The organism is Pseudomonas sp. CFBP 8758 (genome assembly GCF_014841725.1).
GTDB classification, from domain to species: Bacteria; Pseudomonadota; Gammaproteobacteria; order Pseudomonadales; family Pseudomonadaceae; genus Aquipseudomonas; species Aquipseudomonas baltica.
The window spans coordinates 313,232-334,439 of the sequence record NZ_JACYUK010000001.1 but is presented as its reverse complement, the minus strand read 5'-3'; the positions used below and the strand labels follow the sequence as shown (position 1 = coordinate 334,439).

Here is a 21,208-nt window from a genome sequence, read left to right as displayed (position 1 = left end):
GCCAACTTGAATTGGACTGAAACAATACCCCAAGTTCATGATCGAGCCCTCCAAAAAAAATAACCATCGGAGTCGCCCTTGAACGTTCAATCCGGTGCCATCGACCCCAGCGTGCTCGCCAGCGCGGTGGCCAAGGTCAAGCGGCATGTGCTGCCACTGTTCGTCGTAATGTTCATCGTCAATTACATTGACCGGGTGAACATCGGTTTCGTCCGCACCCACATGGAAACCGATCTGGGTATCGGTGCCGCCGCCTATGGCCTGGGTGCAGGTCTGTTCTTCGTTGGCTACGCACTGTTCGAAGTGCCCTCCAACATGCTCCTGCAACGCTTCGGTGCCCGCGCCTGGCTTACGCGGATCATGTTCACCTGGGGCCTGGTGGCCATGGGCATGGCCTTCGTCCAGGGCGAAACCAGCTTCTACGTCATGCGCTTTTTGCTCGGCGTCACCGAAGCGGGCTTCTATCCCGGCGTGCTCTACTACTTCACCCAATGGCTGCCGGCCAGCGAGCGCGGCAAGGCCATGGCGATCTTCCTCAGTGGTTCGGCCATCGCCTCGATCATCTCCGGACCCATCACCGGCGCCCTGTTGAGCGTGACCGGGCTGGGCCTGCATGGCTGGCAGTGGATGTTTCTGATCGAGGGCGGCGCTTCGGTGGCGCTGTGCGGGTTCGTCTACTACTGGTTGCAGTCGCACATCCACGAAGCCAAGTGGCTCACCGCCACCGAGCAGACGACCCTGAGCCGCGTCATTGGCGACGAGCAACGTGCCCGTGAAGCCGAGCACGTGGTCAAGCCCTCGATCTTCAAGTTGCTCGCCGACACCCAGATCCTGGTGTTCTGCTTCATCTTCTTTTCGGTGGCCCTGACCATCTACGGCGCCACGTTCTGGCTGCCCAGCATGATCAAGAAGATGGGTAACGTGTCCGACTTCGAAGTGGGCCTGTTCAACTCCATTCCCTGGATCATTTCGATTGCCGCCATGTACGGCTTCGCGGCCCTGGCTGCGCGCTTCAAGCATCAGCAGGCGTGGGTGGCAACGACCTTGCTGATCGCAGCCGCAGGCATGTTCATGTCGACCTACGGCGGCCCGGTGTTCGCCTTCGTTGCCATCTGTTTTGCAGCGGTAGGTTTCAAGGCCGCCTCGGCGTTGTTCTGGCCGATCCCGCAAGCCTATCTGGACGCACGCATCGCTGCCGCCGTGCTGGCCCTGATCAACTCGGTGGGCAACCTGGGCGGCTTCGTCGCCCCGACCGTGTTCGGTTTTCTGGAAGAGAAGACCGGGTCGATCCAGGGCGGCTTGTATGGTTTGGCCGCCACCTCCGTGCTGGCCGCGATCGTGGTGTTTTTCGCCCGCACCCGACCCCGCGGGCAGAAGCCCGATGACAAGCCGCTGCAACCTGCCGCTGCGCACTGACAAGGAACGCCCCGCCAGGCGGGGCCTGCATCCCGAGGAGAATGCCTGTGAAGATCAAACGCGTAACCGTTACCCCGATCGCTTTCCGCGACCCGCCGCTGCTCAATGCCAGCGGCATCCACGAACCTTATGCCTTGCGCTCGATCATCGAGGTGGAGAGCGACAATGGCTATGTGGGGCTGGGCGAAAGCTACGGCGACGCACCGGCGCTGGCCATTCAGATGGCCATCAAGGACCAACTGCCGGGCCTGGACCCGTTCAACCTCAACGGTCTGCGCCAGATCGTCGCCAGCACGGTGGCCCGGCACAAGCCGGCCAGCGTGAGCGGCGCCGAGTTGGCACCGGGCTCCCATGCCAGCAAGGCGGTCACCAATGCCTATTCGGCATTCGAGGTGGCGTTGCTTGACCTGCAGGCGCGTTCGCTGAACCGCCCGCTGGTGGATCTGCTCGGTGGCGCGGTGCGTGACGAAGTGCCGTTCAGTGCCTACCTGTTTTTCAAGTATGCCGAGCACGTCGACTCGCCCTACCCTGCGGACAATTGGGGCGAGGCCTTGAACGAGGAGCAGATCGTCGCCCAGGCCAGGCGCATGATCGAGCAGTATGGTTTCAAGAGCATCAAGCTCAAGGCCGGCACCCTTGAACCCGAGCGTGAAGTGGCGTGCATTCTGGCCCTGAAGAAAGCCTTCCCCGACCACCCGCTGCGCATCGACCCCAACGGCAACTGGTCACTGGAGACCTCGATCCGCATGGCCGAGCTGCTTGGCGACAGCCTGCAATACTATGAGGACCCCTGCCCCGGGCTGGACGACATGGCCGAGTTGCACAAGCGTACCGGGCTGCCCCTGGCGACCAACATGGTGGTGACCGACTTCGCCGAGTTCCGCCGCAGCGTCGAGCGCAACAGTGTGCAGATCGTGCTCGCCGACCATCACTACTGGGGTGGCTTGCGCGATACCCAAGTGCTGGCGAGCATGTGTCACACCTGGGGCCTGGGCGTGTCCATGCACTCGAACTCTCACCTGGGCATCAGCTTGATGGCCATGGCCCATGTGGCGGCGTCGGTGCCGAACCTGGATTACGCCTGTGACACGCACTATCCGTGGCAGGAGCCGGATGAAGAAGTGATCAAGGGCGGCAAGCTGCCCATCGTCGACGGGTGCGTGAAGATCAACAAGACACCGGGGCTGGGGCTGGAACTGGATCGCGACCAGCTGGGCATGCTGCATGAGCAGTTTCTGCGCTGCGGGATTCGTTCTCGCGACGACGTGCGGCAGATGGCCAGGTACAAGCCAGACTGGAAAGCGGTGAAGCCACGGTTTTGATGGGTCCCGGTTTGATCTAGAGGCCTCTTCGCGGGCAGATGGCTCGCCGCCCGCCAATGCCTGCAGCGACTCGGAAATCCGTCCATGGCACCCAAGGATATTCGGTTTTCCGAACGAAGCTTTCGCTCCTCATCCCCTGCTACATGCCCAACCTCCCCAGCCGGCTTGGCTGCGAGCCACATCCCCGCCTTTGGCACGACTCATGCTCTACACTCTTCAACGAAGCCGGTAACTACCCAGCCGCCGGATTTCGCCGTACCCCGAGGGCCTGCGGGCTCGATAAAAAAAACAAAGTCGAGGATTCATTGATGCGTATCGTTCCAAAACTCCTGAGCGCCGCCATTGCCGCCGCGCTGATCAGTACTCCAGCATTGGCTGCCGAACTCACCGGCACTCTGAAGAAAATCAAGGATTCGGGCACCATCACCCTCGGTCACCGCGACGCATCCATCCCCTTCTCGTACATCGCCGATGCGTCCGGCAAGCCGGTCGGCTACTCGCACGACATCCAGCTCAAGGTAGTCGAGGCCCTGAAAAAGGACCTCGACATGCCCGACCTGAAGGTCAAGTACAACCTGGTGACGTCGCAGACCCGTATCCCGCTGGTCCAGAACGGCACCATCGACCTGGAATGCGGTTCCACCACCAACAACGCCGAACGCGCCCAGCAGGTCGATTTCTCCGTAGGCATTTTCGAGATCGGCACCCGTCTGCTGAGCAAGAAAGATTCCTCCTACAAGGATTTCGACGATCTGAAAGGCAAGAACGTCGTCACCACCGCCGGCACCACCTCCGAGCGCATCCTCAAGTCCATGAACGCCGACAAGCAGATGGGCATGAACATCGTCTCGGCAAAAGACCATGGCGAGTCCTTCCAGATGCTCGAATCGGGCCGCGCCGTCGCCTTCATGATGGACGACGCCCTGCTCGCCGGCGAAATGGCCAAGGCCAAGAAGCCCACCGACTGGGAAGTCACCGGCACGCCGCAGTCCTATGAGATCTACGGCTGCATGGTGCGCAAGGGTGACGAGCCGTTCAAGAAAGCGGTCGACGACGCGATCAAGGCCACCTTCGCTTCCGGCGACATCAACGGCATCTACGACAAGTGGTTCAGCCAGCCGATCCCGCCAAAGGGCCTGAACCTGGGCTTCCCCATGAGCGACGAGCTCAAGGCGCTGATCGCCAACCCCAACGACAAGCCGGCTCCCGACAAGAAGTCGTAAGCACCACCCTGCCTTCACTCGAGCGCCGCCCGGCGTTCGAGTGAACGCCTGTGCCCGTGAATCAATTTCCGAGGGGTATTCCCCATGAATTACAACTGGGACTGGAGCGTCTTCTTCAAGTCCACTGGCGTCGGCAGCGAGATCTACCTGGATTGGTACATCTCCGGCCTGGGCTGGACCATCGCCATTGCCGTGGTCGCCTGGATCATCGCCCTGCTGCTGGGCTCCGTGCTGGGTGTCATGCGCACCGTACCGAGCCGCTGGGTCTCGGGCATCGCGACCTGCTACGTCGAACTGTTCCGCAACGTGCCGTTGCTGGTGCAGCTGTTCATCTGGTATTTCCTGGTCCCCGACCTGCTGCCCGAAGGCATGCAGGAGTGGTACAAGCAGGACCTCAACCCGACCACCTCGGCATTCCTCAGCGTAGTGGTGTGCCTGGGCCTGTTCACCGCGGCGCGTGTCTGCGAGCAGGTGCGTACCGGTATTCAGGCGCTGCCCCACGGTCAGGAATCGGCCGCCAGGGCAATGGGCTTCCGCCTGCCGCAGATCTATTGGAACGTGCTGCTGCCGCAGGCCTACCGCATCATCATTCCACCGCTTACCTCCGAATTCCTCAACGTGTTCAAGAACTCGTCGGTGGCATCGTTGATCGGCCTGATGGAATTGCTGGCGCAAACCAAGCAGACCGCGGAGTTCTCGGCCAACCTGTTCGAGGCCTTCACCCTGGCCACGCTGATCTACTTCACCCTGAACATGAGCCTGATGCTGTTGATGCGCGTATTCGAGCGCAGACTCGCCGTGCCTGGGCTGATCTCCCTGGGAGGTAAATGATGGACTTCAGTGGAATCATTCCGGCGCTGCCGGGCATGTGGAACGGCATGGTCATGACCTTGCAGCTGATGGTGCTGGGCGTCATCGGCGGCATTGCCCTGGGCACGGTACTGGCCTTGATGCGCCTGTCATCGAACAAGCTGCTGTCGCGCTTCGCCGGTGCCTACGTCAACTACTTCCGCTCCATTCCGTTGCTGCTGGTCATCACCTGGTTCTACCTGGCGGTGCCTTTCGTGCTGCGCTGGATCACTGGCGAAGACACCCCGGTCGGTGCCTTCACCTCGTGCCTCGTGGCGTTCATGATGTTCGAGGCCGCGTACTTCTGTGAAATCGTGCGCGCCGGCGTGCAGTCCATCTCCAAGGGCCAGATGGGTGCCGCGCAAGCGCTGGGCATGAACTACGGTCAGACCATGCGCCTGATCATCCTGCCCCAGGCGTTCCGCAAGATGACCCCGCTGCTGCTGCAGCAGAGCATCATCCTGTTCCAGGACACTTCGCTGGTTTACACCGTGGGCCTGGTGGACTTTCTCAACTCGGCGCGCGCCAGCGGCGACATCATTGGCCGGGCCAATGAATTCCTGATCTTCGCCGGCGTGGTGTATTTCCTCATCAGCTTCAGCGCCTCCCTTCTGGTCAAGCGTCTGCAAAAAAGGTTAGCCGTATGATCTCCATCAAGAATATCAACAAGTGGTATGGCGACTTCCAGGTGCTCACCGATTGCAGCACCGACGTCAAGAAAGGTGAAGTGGTCGTGGTGTGCGGGCCTTCGGGTTCGGGCAAGTCGACCCTGATCAAGTGCGTGAATGCGCTGGAGCCTTTCCAGAAAGGCGACATCGTGGTCGACGGCACGTCCATCGCCGATCCCAAGACCAATCTGCCCAAGCTGCGTTCGCGCGTGGGCATGGTGTTCCAGCACTTCGAGCTGTTTCCGCACCTGACCATCACCGAAAACCTGACCATCGCGCAGATCAAGGTGCTGGGCCGCAGCAAGGAAGAAGCCACCAAAAAGGGCCTGCAGCTGCTCGAACGCGTCGGCCTCTCCGCCCACGCCCACAAGCACCCCGGCCAGCTGTCCGGCGGCCAGCAGCAGCGCGTGGCGATTGCCCGCGCCCTGGCCATGGACCCGGTAGTCATGCTGTTCGACGAACCGACTTCGGCGCTCGACCCGGAAATGGTCAACGAAGTGCTCGACGTGATGGTGCAACTGGCCCACGAAGGCATGACCATGATGTGCGTGACCCATGAAATGGGCTTTGCCCGCAAGGTGGCCAACCGGGTGATCTTCATGGACCAGGGACAGATCGTCGAAGACTGCCCCAAGGAAGAATTCTTCGGCGATGTCAGCGCGCGGTCCGATCGCGCCCAGCAGTTCCTCGCCAAGATCTTGCAGCACTGATGACCGGCCGTCCTGCGCCCGCTCTGCCGGGCGCAGGACGCTGGCTGCTTGAAGGCGACTGTGATGAAATGCCTGCCCGCCACAAAGCCTGACCTGATCGTGAAGCCCCGCCTGATTCGACAATTGTTCCTGCCGCCGCTGATCCTGCTGTTGACGCTGGGCCTGGGCTACGTGGGTTTTCTGGTCAGCGAGCACAACAGCATTCGCGCCCTGAGCGAAAACGGCGAACGGCAGCTTGAACTGCACGCGCGCGCCGTCGAAAGCGAAATCACCAAGTACACCTACCTGCCCAGCCTGCTGGAACTCGAAGACAGTGTCTCGACCCTGCTCAACGAGCCCGACGGCGAGCACCGCCAGGCGGTCAACGATTACCTCGAAGGCCTCAATCGGCGCAGCCGCAGCCGCGCCATCTACGTGCTCGACACCACCGGCCGTGTGCAGGCCACCAGCAACTGGCGCGATGCCGACAGTTTTCTCGGTGAGGACCTGTCATTCCGCGGTTATTTCCAGGCCGCCATTCGCGGCCAGCCCGGGCGTTTCTACGGCATCGGCAGCACCACCGGCGAGCCCGGCTACTTCCTCGCCCACGGCCTGGAGGAGCACGGCAAGCTGATCGGCGTGGCCGTGATCAAGGTGCGCCTGGAAGCACTGGAAGAGCGCTGGCAGAAGGCTCGCCTGGAGGCCTTCGTCAGCGACGAGAACGGCATCATCATTCTTTCCAGCGATCCGGCGCGGCGCCTGAAGTCGGTGCGTCCGTTGACTCCGGAAATCAAGGAACGCCTGGCGCGCAGCCTGCAGTACTACTGGTGGCCGCTCAACGAGCTCGAACCGCTCGCTCGCCAGCGTCTGGCCGATGGGGTGGAGTTGCTCACCTTCACCACCCACACCGACAAGCCAGGCAAGGACATCGACGTCACCTACCTGTCGCAGTCGCGGCGCCTGGCCGACACGCCCTGGCGGTTCACTCTGCTGACCTCCATGCAGGACCTGCGGCACGAAGCCATTGTGCAGGGCGTGCTCGTGGCCGTGGCCTTTGCCCTGCTAGCGTTCTTGCTGATTGCCTGGAACGAGCGACGCAAGGTGCTGGCCACCCGCCTTGCCGCCCGTGAAGCGCTGGAACAGGCCAACAGCCATCTGGAGCGGCGCATCGCCGAACGTACCCAGGACCTGCGCGCCAGCAACGAACGCCTCAAGGGCCAGATTCGCGAACGCCGCCAGGCCGAGGAAACCCTGCGCAAGGCCCAGGACGAGCTGGTGCAGGCAGGCAAGCTGGCCGCCATCGGCCAGATGTCCACCAGTATCGCCCACGAACTCAATCAACCGCTGGCAGCCTTGCGCACGCTGTCGGGCAATACCGTGCGCTTTCTGGAACGCGGTGCGCTGGACACGGCCAGCACCAACCTGAGCACCATGAATGAACTGATCGACCGCATGGGGCGCATCACCGCCAGCCTGCGCTCTTTCGCCCGCCGGGGCGACGACAAGGGCCAGGCCAGCCTGGGCAAGGCGCTGGACGGTGCGCTGCAGGTGCTCGCCAGTCGCATCGAGGCCAGTGGCCTGAACGTGCAGCGCAACTGCAGCGAAATGCAGCTGGCTATCGACCAGACCCGCCTGGAACAGATTCTGGTCAACCTGATCGGCAACGCCCTGGATGCCACTGCCGGCCAGCCGCAGCCCACGCTCTGGCTGGACGGCCGCATGGAGGGTGAGCGCTACGCCGTGCAGGTGCGCGACAACGGCCACGGCATCGACGTCGAGACACGCAAGCATCTGTTCGAGCCCTTTTTCACCACCAAGCCCGGCGAGCACGGGCTGGGGCTGGGGCTGACCCTGTCGGCCAGCCTGGCGGCGGCCGCCGGTGGCAACCTGGCCGTCGAGCACCCCGCCGACGGTGGCACCACCTTCATTCTCAGCCTGCCGCTTGCGGCAGCGTCGCCCAGCGAGTCGCCATGAACGCCCTGACCGTCCTGATCGTCGAAGACGACCCCCACGTACTGCTCGGCTGCCAGCAGGCCCTGGCGCTGGAAGACATTCCCAGCCAGGGCGTGGCCAGCGCCGAGGCCGCGCTGGCCTGCATCGGCGACGACTTTGCCGGCATCGTGGTCAGCGATATCCGCCTGCCCGGCATGGACGGCCTGGAACTGCTGAGCCAGCTGAAGGCGCGTGACCCCAGCCTGCCCGTGGTGCTGATCACCGGCCACGGCGATATTTCCATGGCCGTGGGGGCCATGCGCAGCGGCGCCTATGACTTCATGGAGAAGCCCTTCTCGCCCGAGCGTCTGGTGGACGTGGTGCGCCGCGCGCTGGAGCGACGCGGGCTGGCGCGCGAGGTCAGTTCGCTGCGCCGGCAATTGGCCGAACGCAGTTCGCTGGAAGGCCGCATCATTGGCCGCTCGCCCGCCATGCACAATCTGCGCGAGCTGATCGCCAACGTCGCCGACACCTCGGCCAACGTGTTGATCGAGGGTGAAACCGGGACCGGCAAGGAACTGGTCGCCCGCTGCCTGCACGATTTCAGCCGGCGCCAGCCACAGCCATTCGTGGCGCTCAATTGCGGCGGCCTGCCGGAACAGCTGTTCGAAAGCGAGATATTCGGCCATGAGGCCAATGCCTTCACCGGCGCCGGCAAGCGCCGCATCGGCAAGATCGAGCATGCCGACCAGGGCACGCTGTTTCTCGACGAAGTGGAAAGCATGCCGATACCGCTGCAGATCAAGCTGCTGCGGGTACTGCAGGAGCGCACACTGGAACGCCTGGGGTCGAACCAGAGCATTGCCGTCGACTGTCGCCTGATCGCCGCCACCAAGGCCGACCTGGACGCGTTGAGCCGACAGAACCAGTTCCGCAGCGACCTGTATTACCGCCTCAACGTGGTGACGCTAGAACTGCCGCCGCTGCGCGAACGCCGTGAAGACATTCTCGAGCTGTTCGAGCATTTCCTGCAAATGGCCGCCCTGCGCTTCGACCGCGAGCCGCCCGAGCTCGATGCACCAACCTTGTCGCGCCTGATGAGCCATGACTGGCCCGGCAACGTCCGTGAACTGCGCAACGTGGCCGAGCGCTACGCACTGGGTTTGCCGGCCTTCAAGAAAAACGGTGCAGCCACCGTGGTCAGCCTGGGCTTTTCCGAAGCGGTGGAAGCGTTCGAGCGCAACCTGCTGACCGAGGCTCTGCAGCGCACGGCAGGCAATCTGAGCCAGGCCAGCCTGGAGCTGGGCATGGCCAAGACCACCCTGTTCGATAAGGTCAAGAAGTACGGGTTGAACTGAGATGGGTGATTGGCTTGCGGGCCTCTTCGCGGGCGCTGCACTCTCCCACAAGAGTTTGGGCTAAACGGAGCCCCTGTGGGAGCGGGCTCTGCCCGCGAAGAGGCCCTCCCCGACACCCAGTCAGCTACAACCCCGCCAACACCCCCTCGCGCTGGCGCTGCTGCGCCAGGTAAGGCAGCACCGCACCCAGCAGCGGCGCCTTGAAGGCTTCCTGGAAACGATGCGCCAACCCCGGTATGAGCCGTAACTGACTGCCTTGGATATGCGCCGCCAGATGCACCCCGTGCATGACCGGCAACAACGGATCGGCCGTGCCGTGCACCACCAGTGTCGGCACCCGCAGGCGATTGAGCAGCGCCACGCGGCTGGGCTCGGCAAGGATTGCCAGGATCTGCCGCTGCACCCCTTGCGGATTGAACGCCCGATCGTATGACAGCTGTGCCTGATGCAGCAATTCGGCGCGGTCGTCGGCGACCTGCGGGCTGCCCAGCGCCGCGAGCAAATCGGCCTGCTGCTCCAGTGCCAGTTCACGGTTCGGCGCGCTGCGCTTGGCCAGCAATTGCAGCAACGCCGGGCGCGGCTCGGGCAGGCCCGGCGCACCCGAGCTGGACATGATCAAGGTCAGGCTCTGCACCCGCTGCGGCGCACGATCGGCCAGACGCTGAGCGATCATTCCACCCATGCTGGCGCCCAGCACGTGGAAACGCTGCACCTGCAGGGCGTCCATCAGCCCCAGTGCGTCGTCGGCCATGTCGGTCAGGCTGTACGGGGCCGACACCGCCAAGCCCAGCTTGTAGCGCAGCACCTCGAATGTGAGGTTGGCCGACGGCGGCGCCTGTGACCAGGTGGACAGGCCGACATCGCGATTATCGAAGCGAATCACTCGAAAGCCCTGCTCACAGAGGGCGCTGACCACCTCGTCGGGCCAATCGATCAACTGTCCACCCAGCCCCATTACCAGCAACAGCGCAGGGTCCTGCGCACGTCCGATACTTTGATAGGCCAGGCTGACCTGAGCCAGCGGAGCGTGTTGAAGCGGAACATCGACATCGCAGCGCGCAGCTGCAAAAACCCACTGCCCGCACAGCAGCGCGGCCAGGAACACCAATAGACGCATGACTTACACCAGAACGCAGAACCCCATTGAGGCGCAAGTCTGATGACTTTTCATGCAGCGCGCTGCCACAGTTCTGTGACCGTTTGATGAACTCCGCCATACGGTCTTCCGTCCGATCTCAGGCCAGCCGCTGACGGGCCTGGCGCGCCGCCGCCACCATGTTGATCAGCGCCGCTTCGGTTTCGGGCCAGGCACGGGTCTTCAACCCGCAATCAGGGTTGACCCACAGCCGTTCGGCCGGGATCCGCGCCGCGGCCCGGGTCAACAGGCGCAGCATCTGCTCGGTGTCAGGCACGTGCGGTGAATGGATGTCGTATACCCCCGGACCCATGTCGTTGGGATAGTCGAAGGCCTCGAACGCCTCCAGCAGCTCCATGTCCGAGCGCGATGTCTCGATGGTAATCACATCGGCATCCATGGCCGCGATGGCCTGGATCACTTCGTTGAACTCGCTGTAGCACATGTGCGTATGAATCTGCGTGGCATCGGCCACGCCACTGGAGCACAGGCGGAACGCCTGCACGGCCCACTCCAGATAGACAGGCCACTGCGCTCGGCGCAGCGGCAGGCCCTCGCGAAATGCCGCTTCGTCGATCTGGATGATGCGTACCCCCGCGCGCTCCAGGTCCTGCACTTCGTCGCGAACCGCGAGGGCCAACTGCCGCGCCTGGACTTCCCGGGGCAGGTCTTCGCGCGCGAACGACCATGCCAGCAAGGTCACCGGGCCGGTCAGCATGCCCTTGACCCACTTGGCCGTCTGCCGCTGGGCGTAAGTGATCCAGTCCACGGTCATGGCGTGGTCGCGGCTGATGTCGCCGTAGATGACCGCAGGCTTGACGCAGCGCGAGCCATAGCTCTGCACCCAGCCGAACCGCGTCAGCAGATAGCCGTCCAGTTGCTCGGCGAAGTATTCCACCATGTCGTTGCGCTCGGCCTCGCCGTGCACCAGCACATCCAGGCCCAGGCGCTCCTGGACCTGGATCGCATGACGAATCTCGCAATGCATGGCATCGGTGTAGTCGTTGGCCGAGAGCTTGCCGGCCCTGTAGGCCTGGCGGGCCAGACGAATCGACGCGGTTTGCGGGAAGGAACCGATGGTGGTGGTGGGAAACGTCGGCAGGCGCAATTGCGCGCGCTGGACTTCGATGCGCGCGGCGAAGGCCGACGGCCGCCGACAGTCGGCGGCCGTGACCGCAGCCAGACGCGCTTGCACGGCAGGCTTGTGAATGCGCGGCGACTGCAGCCGGCTGGCCTGAACCGCCTGGCTCTGTGCCAGGGCCTGGCGTACCTGCGCAGCATCGGGCGTGTTCAGCGCCTGGCCAAGTACGGCGATCTCCTCGCACTTCTGCACGGCGAAGGCCAGCCAGCCCTTGAGTTCGGCATCGAGCCGGTCCTCGCGGCGCACATCGACTGGGCTGTGCAGCAGCGAGCACGAGCTTGCGACCCACAGGTTGGCACCAAAGCGCTCGCGGGCCTGGTGCAGCGACACCAGTGCCTGCGCCAGATCGCAGCGCCAGACGTTGCGACCGTTGACCACTCCGAGCGACAGCACCTTGTAGGACGGCAGACGGTCGAGCACGGCAGGCAGCTGTTCGGGTGCACGCACCAGGTCGACGTGCAGGCCGTCCACCGGCAGGCCCACCGCCAGGCCAAGGTTATCGTCGAGGCCGCCAAAGTAGGTCGCCAGCAGCTTCTTGAGCGGCGAATACTGAAGGATGTGATAAGCGCGCTCGAACGCGTTCTTCCATTCCTGGGGCAGATCCAGACACAAGATCGGTTCGTCGATCTGCACCCACTCGACGCCCTGCCTGGCCAGGCGCGAGAGGATTTCACCGTACACCGGCAGCAGTCGTTCGAGCAGATCGAGCTTGTCGAAGGGCTGGCCCTTGGTCTTGCCCAGCCACAGGTAGGTGAGCGGCCCGATCAGCACCGGCTTGACCTTGTGCCCCAGGGCGATGGCCTCGTCGACTTCCTCGAACAATTGCTCCCAGCTGAGCAGGAAGCGCTGGTCGGCGCTGAACTCGGGCACCAAGTAGTGATAGTTGGTATCGAACCACTTGGTCAGCTCCAGTGCGTGCTGCGCCTGGCCTGCTTCGCCGTTGCAGCAGGTGTGGGCACCGCGGGCCATGGCGAACAGGGTATCGAGCGTGGGCCGGCCGTCGCTGCCCAGGGCCTTGGCGAATCGACTGGGCACCGCGCCGAAGGCCAGCGAATGGGCGAGCATCTGGTCATACCAGGCAAAGTCGCCCACCGGCAGCAACTCGACACCGGCCTGCGCCTGCAGCTGCCAGTGACGGGCACGCAGCTCGCGCCCTGCAAAGCGCAGCCCAGCCTGGTCGATGTCGCCTTTCCAATACGCTTCGAGCGCCTTCTTCAGTTCGCGGTCGGCGCCGATGCGAGGAAAGCCGAGGGTGTGGGCTAGTGCCATGGGTGCAGCTCCTTGTAAATGATGGCGCCATTGTCGACAACCTGGGCAACATGAGACAAACTCAATCTTTTCGTGTTGCTCACAAGTTCTGCTCATGGAGACCCCGGTGCTCGAAATCCGTCACCTGAAAACCCTGCATGCCCTGCGCGAGGCCGATAGCCTGGTGGAAGCCGCCGAGCGTCTGCACCTGACCCAATCGGCACTCTCCCATCAATTCAAGGAACTGGAAGAGCGCCTGGGCCTGCAGCTCTTCGTGCGCAAGACCAAGCCGATCCGCTTCACCAGCGCCGGGCTGCGCCTTCTGCAATTGGCCGATGCCACGCTGCCACTGCTACGGGGTGCCGAGCGCGACATCGCCCGGCTGGCCGGTGGCACGGCGGGTCGGCTGCACATGGCCATCGAATGCCACAGCTGCTTCCAATGGCTGATGCCGACCATCGACCAGTTCCGCGATGCCTGGCCGGAAGTGGAACTGGACCTGGCCTCCGGCTTCGCCTTCGCGCCACTGCCAGCCCTGGCCCGCGGCGACCTCGACCTGGTGGTCACCTCGGACCCGCTGGAACTGCCCGGCATTACCTATGTGCCGCTGTTCACCTACGAAGCCATGCTGGCGGTGGCCAACCAGCACGCGCTGGCGGGCAAGCCCTTCATCGTGCCGGAAGACCTGGCCAGTGAAACACTCATCACCTACCCGGTGGAGCGCGATCGACTGGACATCTTCACCCGCTTCCTGGAGCCGGCCGATATCGAGCCGGCGCAAGTGCGCACCTCGGAACTGACGGTGATGATGATGCAGTTGGTAGCCAGCGGCCGAGGCGTGTGTGGCATGCCGCACTGGGCGTTGCACGAATACAGTTCACGGGGCTATGTGAAGGCCAAGCGCCTGGGCGACAAAGGCCTGTTCGCCACGCTGTACGCCGCCGTGCGTACCGATATGCTCGACGCTCCGTACATGCGCGACTTTCTCCTGACCGCCAAGGACACCTCGTTCTCGACCCTGGACGGCGTCAGCGCGGTACGCTGATCGCCTGCTGCTGGAAACGCCCTCAGCGGGCCATTCCCTCAGTGGACTATCCCCTCAATGGACTATCTAAGTAGCGCCCTGGCCTGGCGCGCAAGGTTCGTAATGTCGAGCGCGATGACCGCACCGGTCATCACCTCGACCTCAGGAACCGGGTTACATGCGCGATGCCAATCACACCTTCACTACTCGCCCGCTCGCATACCGCACCTATCCGATGCGCCACGACCACCTGTTGCAGGAAGGCTCCCTGCTTTGGGAACGCGCGCGCGCACGCTTGCAAGCACTCTTGCGCAGCGCCCCGCGCGCCCGCGATGCCCGCTCGATGCCTAACGCGGCGCCTGCGCGGGAGCAGGCACTGCAGCAGCGCTGGCGCGACTACTGGAACGGCCGCGCTGCGCATACTGCCATCTCGCGCCGCGCTGCAGCCGAGCAGGCCTTCCTCGACCATCTGCAGGCAGCCGCACGCCTGGCCTACTACCACGGACAGTTGAGCCACGCGCAACTGCTGCCACTGCTGACCTTGCTGGAAGGCGCCAACACCGCCGCAACAGCGTCGATCCATGTGCACACCCTTGCACTGCACAGGGCCGAGGGCGCAAGACTGCAAGCGCCTGGCGCACTGCTGCTGACCCAGGTCGGCGACGGGCCTGCGGCGCAGCTGCTCTATCTGCCCTGCGGCGATCCGGCGCTGATCGCATTCGCTGATCGGCCCGCGTTGCACACCTATCTGCTGAAACACCGCTCGCAGATATGGACTCGGGCAACGGAGCAGACCGATGCCGCGATCGAGCTGAGCTATCCGCCAGCACAATTGGCCAGCGCCTGCGAGCAATGGCTGGACGACTGCGGTAGGCGCTATGTGGAAGAAGCGCGCACCTTCCTCGCCGCCCGTGAACGGAACTCGAGCGCAAGCCCCGGCGAAGCCGCGATGCTGTCGGCCAGCGAACCGCCATTCGCCCGCCTGGCCTCGTTCGACGCACCCGAACCGGCGCAGCCGAGCGACGATTTTGCAGCCTTCGGCAGCCTGAGTCCGGACATTCCCCAGAGCCAGCGATGGGCCGAGGTCAAGCGCCAGCACCAGGCAATGCTGGACCTGCTCGGCGATGAGCTTCGCGCGGGCGCAGACAGTCCCGGGTGGGTGCGCTTGAAAGCATTGCTGACGAGCCTGACCGGCACCCAGCAGCGCGCAGCCCAGGCCGCTGCAGGGTTGCTCGAGTCTGCAAGGCTGGAGGACCTCTATCGTCTGCGCTACTTGCCCAACGTTCACTATTCGGCGCTTTACCAGGCCCGTCTGGACGGTCTGCGCGCCGAAGTGGCCGTGCAACAGGCGCTGGGTCTGTTGACCACGGCTCAGGTACAACTGATGCGCGCCGTGGTGTCGCATCCGCAAGCCAGCAAGCGCGGCGCCGAGGCCGGTATTGCCTGCGCCCTGACCCTGTCCATGTCGAACGTGACGGGCAGCGGCACCACCACCCATGTCCATGAACTGCACGGCGTGGCGGCATTCATGCACCCGCAGGCCCTGGAAGGCACAGGCTTTGTAATGCTGTACTGGCCGGGGCTGGGCGGCGGGCTGCAGGCCTTCCAATCGCTGGCCCAGCTCAAGCGTTCGCTGTTGCGCCTGGACAGCAGCGCAGACGCCATCACCTTGGAGCTGTCCCCGGTCGCGGGCGATATCTTCGACTACGGCCTGCAAGGTCAATTGCACGCCTGCGAGGCGCAGGCCAGCGAGTTCATCGAAAAGCTGCCCGCCGCGACCCACTCGGCGCAGCGCCTGGAAGCCTTGCAACGACTCACCACACACACCGGCGAGCAACTGCTGGTACCCACTCACGCCGCGCGGGACCGGGCCTATGTTCAACTGACCCAGGAGGGTTTCAGTGACCGCCTGGAAAGCGGCCTGCCCACTTGGCTGAAAACCCTGGAGGCCGATGATCGGCTGCGCCTCAAGTCGCTGATCAGCGATTACATCGGCGCCGCACGCGCGTCGAATCGTCAATTGGAACGTGATCTGCCGGACCTGGACCAGTACGCCGACGCGCTGCTGCAGCAGCGACTGCGCAGCGATTTCAACCTGACCGAGAACGTCGCGGTGGTGATCTATATCCCTGACCGGGTAGTCCATCGCAGGCACCCGGTGGCCGGCTCCGGGGCGCCCGGCACACCCCAGCACAGCGTGCCCACACCCGATGCCAAGCGCACACCGTGGCCGCTCGGCCGTCTGGCGCAGCACAATATCGATGCCGACATGTTGCAGCGCCTGGGCTTCATGCGCGTGCAGGTGACCGGTGCCGATAACGAACAATGCGTGCGAGTGGCGGCAGGTATCGACCTGAACTACCTGCGACGAACGATCACCGACCTGAATGTGGCGCAAGCGTGCGAAGACAAGATCCGCCAAGCGTTTCTCGGCCGCACGGACCAGGCCCCGTACGCCTTGGCCCATCAACGTGAGTGCCTGCTCGAACCGGTGCGGCTGATGCTGCACATGCAAAGCGAGTACGCGCGCCATCAAGGCAGTATCAGCCGCAGCGGCAGTGCCCTGGCATTGCTTGCCACCGACGCCGGCAGCGCCCTGGCCTATCAGGCAGGTGGCCGTGACGTGCAACTGCTGCCGGCTCGGCTGATGGCCGGCGGCAGCGATACCGACGATTCCCCCACCACGTTGTCCGGGGTCATTTTCATTCATGATCGCAAGGGTGGCCAAACCCTGCTGTACTTGCCCGACGCCCCCGACCAGCGCTGCCTGCGCGAGTTCGCAAGCCTGGAAGAAGCGCGTCTGCGCCTGTTCGCCCTGACGTTCGACGGCAAGATGGCCGACTATCTGGCCGATCGGGCCATCGTCGGCAACGCCGCCAGCCACAAGGCGCGGATCGAACAGGCAGGCCTGCGCGGCTTCGACCGCTTGATCGGCATCGGTCGCCCCTGGCCGGCAACGACTTCGCTCGCCAGCCATCTGCTCGACGCGCACATGGGCCGGCTGGTCGAAGCCCAGCGCCGACGTGGGCGCAGCAACGACGCCTTGTATTTGCAGCAAGCGGCGCTGGCCGATGGCAATGTCTTCAACTACATGAAAATGGCCATCGGCGTGCTGCCGTTCGTAGGCACTGCCGTGGCCTTGTTCGACGCCTGGACGGCCGCCAATGCAGCGGTCGGTGCGCTGCGTGGCGGCGAGTTCGGCGAAGCGCTCAACCAGCTGGAGGCCTTGCTCTGCGCCCTGATCGACGCGGCCATGGACGTCCTGCCGGGCGCCGTTTCGGTACCTGGTGGCGGCCGCATGCTCGCGCGCAATCGCCACTGGTCGATGCTGGCGCGGAGTGCAGGCGCACCCGGCCCGACCCAGCACGCCCCGACCGGCCTGCCCAATCCATTCGCCGGCTATCAGTACACCCTCCCGCTTGACCTCAGTGGCTTGCAGCCCGCCAGCCATGGCCTCTACCGGGGCATCTATCGCCACGCCAAAGGCGATTTCATCCTGCGCGACGGCCTGCCCTACCAGGTCACGCTGCACGTCAGCCCCCAGACCTGGCGGCTGCACGGCACCACGGGCAAGACCTACCGACAGCCCATTGCACTGGACCCGACCGGGCACTGGCAAACCCACGGAGCGCTGTACGGCACACTGGTGGAGAACGGTCTGGCCGGCGGCGGTGGCGTGCTCGGCTACCTGGGCCACCGCGCGGCGGATGGCCTGCAACCGCTCTGGCCCGCCGCCATCCGCGAACGCCTGCCACGCTGGCTGGTGGATCGCCAGTACCGTCGCCACTTCGAACTGTCCAGCAGCATCGATCACCACAACAAGCTGCTGCGCGAGCAACTGAACCGCAACGAAGCGCTGATCATGGAACACGCGGCCGACCCGCGCCAACGGGCCAGTGCCGAAGCCGCCTGCGCCAGTGACATCGTCCGGGGCGAGGCGCTGTACCGACTGCTGCAGGAGCATGAAGGCTACGTGTCGCGCGACTTTCTCAAGCGCAACCGGCAGTTCCAGAGCGAGGTGGCCTATATCGTTGCCGGGCGCAGGATCAACCATGCGAACCTGGCCAGGCGCTGGATCACCGAACTGACCGACACCCTCAATCAAACCCGTCCTGCCGGCGAACTGTTCGATCTACCACAACGGCAGATGCTCGAACAGCGCCGCAGCCGCCTGGCCCTGGACGAGCAATTCGGCCTCATGGAGCAGCGCCTGCAGCAGGCGCGCAGCTGGGCCGAACGCGTGACCCAGCGCAGCCAACGCGCGCCCCTGCGTGAGGTGCTCGAGGGCACGGCCGAAGTCGACCTGGAGATTGCCCGGGCCTCCAACCTGACCCAACTGGCGCACAAGACCGCCAACGCCAGTGATATTGCGCAGATGTTCCACCTGCTCGACACCCACGCCATGAGAAACCGCTTCCACCATGGCTTGGAAAGCCATTTCCAGTTGCTGGAAACCGCCGCCGGGCTGCGGGATAGGCAGAACGTGCTGCGCAGTTCACGGCAGATCTACGTCGAGTACCGCAACCAGCTGAACACGTGGGTACGCAACCGTCCGGATCGCTTCGAGCTTGCTCCGTTCGAAGGCATGATCCAGTCCCTGAATCGCTTGATCGAACATGCCGACCGGACGATGCCGCAACTGAGCAGTGGGGCGCAGCGGGCGAAACCCGCGAGTCGCGCCACGCGACGAGTGTTCGAAACCCACGAACATGATTTCTTCATCGGTGACGCTGGCCAGGCGGCAGACGGCGAGCAGATTTTCACCCTGACCGGTGCGGGCGGCAGGCTCGAAACCTATCGGCGCGTGGCGGGCCAGTGGCGCCTGCAAGATGCCCCGTCAGACGGTTCGGCGCATACTCCATCGCGCCCCCTGCCCGCGCTGATCGCCGAGGGCCAGGCCTGGCTCGACGCCACCCCCGCCCATGAACGGCGGGTGCAGCGTTATGCGCTGCCAGGGGAGGCGCCCGCGAATCTGGAAGACCTCATGGTCAATCAGGGCCGGCAGCTGGAACTGCGTGCCCACGCGATCGAACAGCAGGCGCCGGCGCACGAACTTGCTCAACGCCTGCGCGCCCGCGCCAGAGAGCTCCGAGCCAAGGGCCGGGCATTGCGGATTCGTCAGGCCATGAACAGCCAAACGCCGACCGAGGGTTATCTGGACTATCTGGTCGAACAGCGCCAGGTCGATATCGTGCAGGTGGGGACGCGCCGCGACATCGCGAGCGCGAGGGATGAGGCTGATTTCCTGCAGGAGTACGTCATCCGCGACATCGGCGTCCAGCCGCCCGTGCCCCTGTGGTACGCGCACTTTCACTATCGTCGGGAACGGGCTGCCTTCGAGCACTTCGACAAGGCGCACATCAAGCGCGCCGAGCAACGCACGCTCGGCTTGCGCTGGCAAGAGGCCCACGGCAGCGATGCACAGCGCATCTGGCGCGGGCCCATCGGCAAGCCGCTGGCGGTGAAACTCTTCGGGGGATTGCAGGCGTGAACCGCCTGCCATGAACCGCTGCGCGACGCCCTCGCCGGCGAATGAAAACCGGCTGTCGAGGCACGTCGCTGCAGCTCGCTACATCAGGAACACAGTGGCCAGGCCAAGGAAGATGAAGAACCCGCCGCTGTCGGTGACAGCGGTGATCATCACGCTGGCGCCCATCGCCGGATCGCGCCCGAACCTGGCCAGGGCCATCGGAATAGACACCCCCATGAACGCGGCAAGCAGCAGGTTCAGGGTCATCGCCGCGGTCATCACCACGCCCAGCGACCAGCTGCCATACAGCAGATACGCCACCACCCCGATCACACCGCCCCAGACCACGCCGTTGACCAGCGCCACGCCCAGCTCCTTGCGCATCAGCCGCTTGGTGTTGCCGTTGCCATGGCTGACCTGGTCGAGGGCCATGGCCCGCACGATCATGGTAATGGTCTGGTTGCCAGAGTTGCCGCCGATACCGGCCACGATCGGCATCAGCGCGGCCAGGGCCACCAGCTTCTCGATCGAGCCCTCGAACAGGCCGATCACCCGCGACGCCATGAACGCCGTGATCAGGTTGATCGCCAGCCATGACCAGCGGTTGCGCAGCGAACGCCATACCGAGGCAAAGATATCCTCTTCCTCGCGCAGACCGGCGGTGCGCAGCGCTTCGCTTTCGCTTTCTTCACGAATCAGGTCGACCATCACGTCGATGGTCAAGCGGCCGATGAGCTTGCCGTGCTTGTCCACCACCGGCGCAGAGATCAGGTCGTAACGCTCGAACGCCTGCGCCGCTTCGTAGCCGTCTTCATCGGGATGGAAACTCACGGTGTCGCTGGCCATGATATCGGCCACTTGCTTGTCCGGGTCGTTGACCAGCAGGCGCTTGATCGGCAGTACGCCCTTGAGAATGCCGTCGGAGTCGACCACGAACAGTTTGTCGGTGTGGCCCGGCAGCTCCTTGAGACGGCGCAGGTAGCGCAGCACCACTTCCAGGCTGACGTCTTCGCGGATGGTGACCATCTCGAAGTCCATCAGCGCACCGACCTGCTCGTCCTCGTAGCTGAGGGCCGAACGAACGCGCTCGCGCTGCTGTGCGTCGAGGGTTTCCATGAGCTCGTGAACCACGTCGCGCGGCAGTTCGGAGGCCAGGTCGGCGAGCTCGTCGGCGTCCATTTCCTTGGCCGCAGCGAGAATCTCATGGTCATCCATGTCCGCGAGCAGCGTCTCGCGCACCGAGTCGGACACTTCCAGAAGAATATCGCCATCACGCTCGGCCTTGACCAACTGCCAGACCGTCAGACGTTCTTCCAGGGGCAAGGCTTCGAGTATGTAGGCGACGTCGGCGGAGTGAAGATCATCGAGCTTGCGCTGCAACTCGACCAGGTTCTGCCGGTGAACCAGATTCTCGACCAGCTCGTTGTGCTGGCCTTCCTGGCGGTGAGCCAGACTTTCGACGATACGCTGGCGCTGCAACAGGTCGACGACCTGGGCCAGGCGATCCTGCAGGCTTTCTTGCGTTTTCTTTGCTTCTACTTCAGACATAGGCGAACTCCACTCCCAGCAGTGGGCACGCCGGGAGAATCAATCAGTCGATTCTTGATTGGTATACAGCTTCAGCGAGTAACTACTGGGTAAGTCCATGGAAATTTTCCAAAGCCCCGGCGGGGCTGACGGGCGCAATCATACACAACTTGTACGGATTCATAGTGAAAAAAACTGGGTGAAAC

Annotated in this window: 13 protein-coding genes; 10 read left to right on the top strand and 3 right to left on the bottom strand. The window is 64.0% G+C overall.

Annotated features, from left to right (window positions below; all coding sequences use genetic code 11):
• Nucleotides 1–111: 111 nt before the first annotated feature.
• The 8 genes from IFT75_RS01540 to IFT75_RS01505 all read left to right on the top strand — a co-directional run bounded on the left by IFT75_RS01540 (nucleotide 112) and on the right by IFT75_RS01505 (nucleotide 9,457).
• The gene (locus IFT75_RS01540; protein WP_185794560.1) at nucleotides 112–1,416 is read left to right on the top strand and encodes an MFS transporter; all 1,305 of its coding nucleotides are present in this window, start codon (nucleotides 112–114) and stop codon (nucleotides 1,414–1,416) included.
• 47 nt (nucleotides 1,417–1,463) lie between these two features.
• Nucleotides 1,464–2,738 (top strand): glucarate dehydratase family protein, encoded by a 1,275-nt coding sequence (locus IFT75_RS01535; protein WP_192052951.1) that lies wholly within the window; start codon nucleotides 1,464–1,466, stop codon nucleotides 2,736–2,738.
• Nucleotides 2,739–3,046: 308 nt separating this feature from the next.
• Nucleotides 3,047–3,961 (top strand): glutamate/aspartate ABC transporter substrate-binding protein, encoded by a 915-nt coding sequence (locus IFT75_RS01530; protein WP_122476338.1) that lies wholly within the window; start codon nucleotides 3,047–3,049, stop codon nucleotides 3,959–3,961.
• A gap of 84 nt (nucleotides 3,962–4,045) precedes the next feature.
• Nucleotides 4,046–4,792 carry an amino acid ABC transporter permease gene (locus tag IFT75_RS01525; RefSeq protein WP_122476340.1) on the top strand — a complete coding sequence of 249 codons (747 nt, stop codon included), beginning with the start codon at nucleotides 4,046–4,048 and terminating at the stop codon, nucleotides 4,790–4,792.
• On the top strand, nucleotides 4,789–5,457 hold the full coding sequence (locus IFT75_RS01520; RefSeq protein ID WP_163007425.1) for an amino acid ABC transporter permease: 669 nt from the start codon (nucleotides 4,789–4,791) through the stop codon (nucleotides 5,455–5,457). Before IFT75_RS01525 ends, IFT75_RS01520 begins: the two co-directional genes overlap by 4 nt.
• Entirely contained in the window at nucleotides 5,454–6,188 is a 735-nt protein-coding gene (locus IFT75_RS01515) for an amino acid ABC transporter ATP-binding protein (RefSeq protein ID WP_122476344.1), read from the top strand. Before IFT75_RS01520 ends, IFT75_RS01515 begins: the two co-directional genes overlap by 4 nt.
• Before the next feature lie 63 nt (nucleotides 6,189–6,251).
• Entirely contained in the window at nucleotides 6,252–8,141 is a 1,890-nt protein-coding gene (locus IFT75_RS01510) for a sensor histidine kinase (protein WP_185794338.1), read from the top strand.
• Nucleotides 8,142–8,182: 41 nt separating this feature from the next.
• Nucleotides 8,183–9,457, top strand: a complete 1,275-nt coding sequence (locus IFT75_RS01505; RefSeq protein WP_240998698.1) for a sigma-54-dependent transcriptional regulator — start codon at nucleotides 8,183–8,185, stop codon at nucleotides 9,455–9,457.
• Between the two features lie 124 nt (nucleotides 9,458–9,581).
• On the opposite strand, the gene IFT75_RS01500 is transcribed toward IFT75_RS01505, so the two are convergent.
• Both IFT75_RS01500 and metE read right to left on the bottom strand, forming a co-directional pair.
• A complete protein-coding gene (locus IFT75_RS01500; protein WP_122476350.1) occupies nucleotides 9,582–10,574 on the bottom strand; it encodes an alpha/beta fold hydrolase in 993 nt (330 codons plus the stop codon).
• A 118-nt stretch (nucleotides 10,575–10,692) separates the two neighbouring features.
• The gene (gene metE, locus IFT75_RS01495) at nucleotides 10,693–13,002 is read right to left on the bottom strand and encodes a 5-methyltetrahydropteroyltriglutamate--homocysteine S-methyltransferase (protein WP_192052949.1); all 2,310 of its coding nucleotides are present in this window, start codon (nucleotides 13,000–13,002) and stop codon (nucleotides 10,693–10,695) included.
• A gap of 106 nt (nucleotides 13,003–13,108) precedes the next feature.
• Between metE and metR the strand changes: the two genes are divergently transcribed.
• Together metR and IFT75_RS01485 are read left to right on the top strand one after the other, a co-directional pair.
• Complete coding sequence (metR, locus tag IFT75_RS01490; protein ID WP_043193202.1) at nucleotides 13,109–14,026, top strand: transcriptional regulator MetR; 918 nt, start codon at nucleotides 13,109–13,111, stop codon at nucleotides 14,024–14,026.
• A 157-nt stretch (nucleotides 14,027–14,183) separates the two neighbouring features.
• Nucleotides 14,184–19,496: a dermonecrotic toxin domain-containing protein gene (locus tag IFT75_RS01485; protein WP_192052947.1), complete on the top strand. Its 5,313-nt coding sequence runs from the start codon at nucleotides 14,184–14,186 to the stop codon at nucleotides 19,494–19,496.
• Nucleotides 19,497–19,574: 78 nt separating this feature from the next.
• Here the strand turns inward: IFT75_RS01485 and mgtE are convergent, their stop codons facing one another.
• Entirely contained in the window at nucleotides 19,575–21,023 is a 1,449-nt protein-coding gene (gene mgtE / locus IFT75_RS01480) for a magnesium transporter (RefSeq protein ID WP_122476355.1), read from the bottom strand.
• Between the last annotated feature and the right edge of the window lie 185 nt (nucleotides 21,024–21,208).

What these genes read in the sequence shown, in the direction of transcription:
- mgtE (WP_122476355.1), bottom strand. Translation starts at nt 21,023, where the DNA reads ATGTCTGAAGTAGAAGCAAAGAAAACGCAAGAAAGCCTGCAGGATCGC.
- IFT75_RS01515 (WP_122476344.1), top strand. Translation starts at nt 5,454, where the DNA reads ATGATCTCCATCAAGAATATCAACAAGTGGTATGGCGACTTCCAGGTG.
- IFT75_RS01500 (WP_122476350.1), bottom strand. Translation starts at nt 10,574, where the DNA reads ATGCGTCTATTGGTGTTCCTGGCCGCGCTGCTGTGCGGGCAGTGGGTT.
- IFT75_RS01525 (WP_122476340.1), top strand. Translation starts at nt 4,046, where the DNA reads ATGAATTACAACTGGGACTGGAGCGTCTTCTTCAAGTCCACTGGCGTC.
- IFT75_RS01520 (WP_163007425.1), top strand. Translation starts at nt 4,789, where the DNA reads ATGATGGACTTCAGTGGAATCATTCCGGCGCTGCCGGGCATGTGGAAC.
- IFT75_RS01530 (WP_122476338.1), top strand. Translation starts at nt 3,047, where the DNA reads ATGCGTATCGTTCCAAAACTCCTGAGCGCCGCCATTGCCGCCGCGCTG.
- IFT75_RS01485 (WP_192052947.1), top strand. Translation starts at nt 14,184, where the DNA reads ATGCGCGATGCCAATCACACCTTCACTACTCGCCCGCTCGCATACCGC.
- metE (WP_192052949.1), bottom strand. Translation starts at nt 13,002, where the DNA reads ATGGCACTAGCCCACACCCTCGGCTTTCCTCGCATCGGCGCCGACCGC.
- IFT75_RS01510 (WP_185794338.1), top strand. Translation starts at nt 6,252, where the DNA reads ATGAAATGCCTGCCCGCCACAAAGCCTGACCTGATCGTGAAGCCCCGC.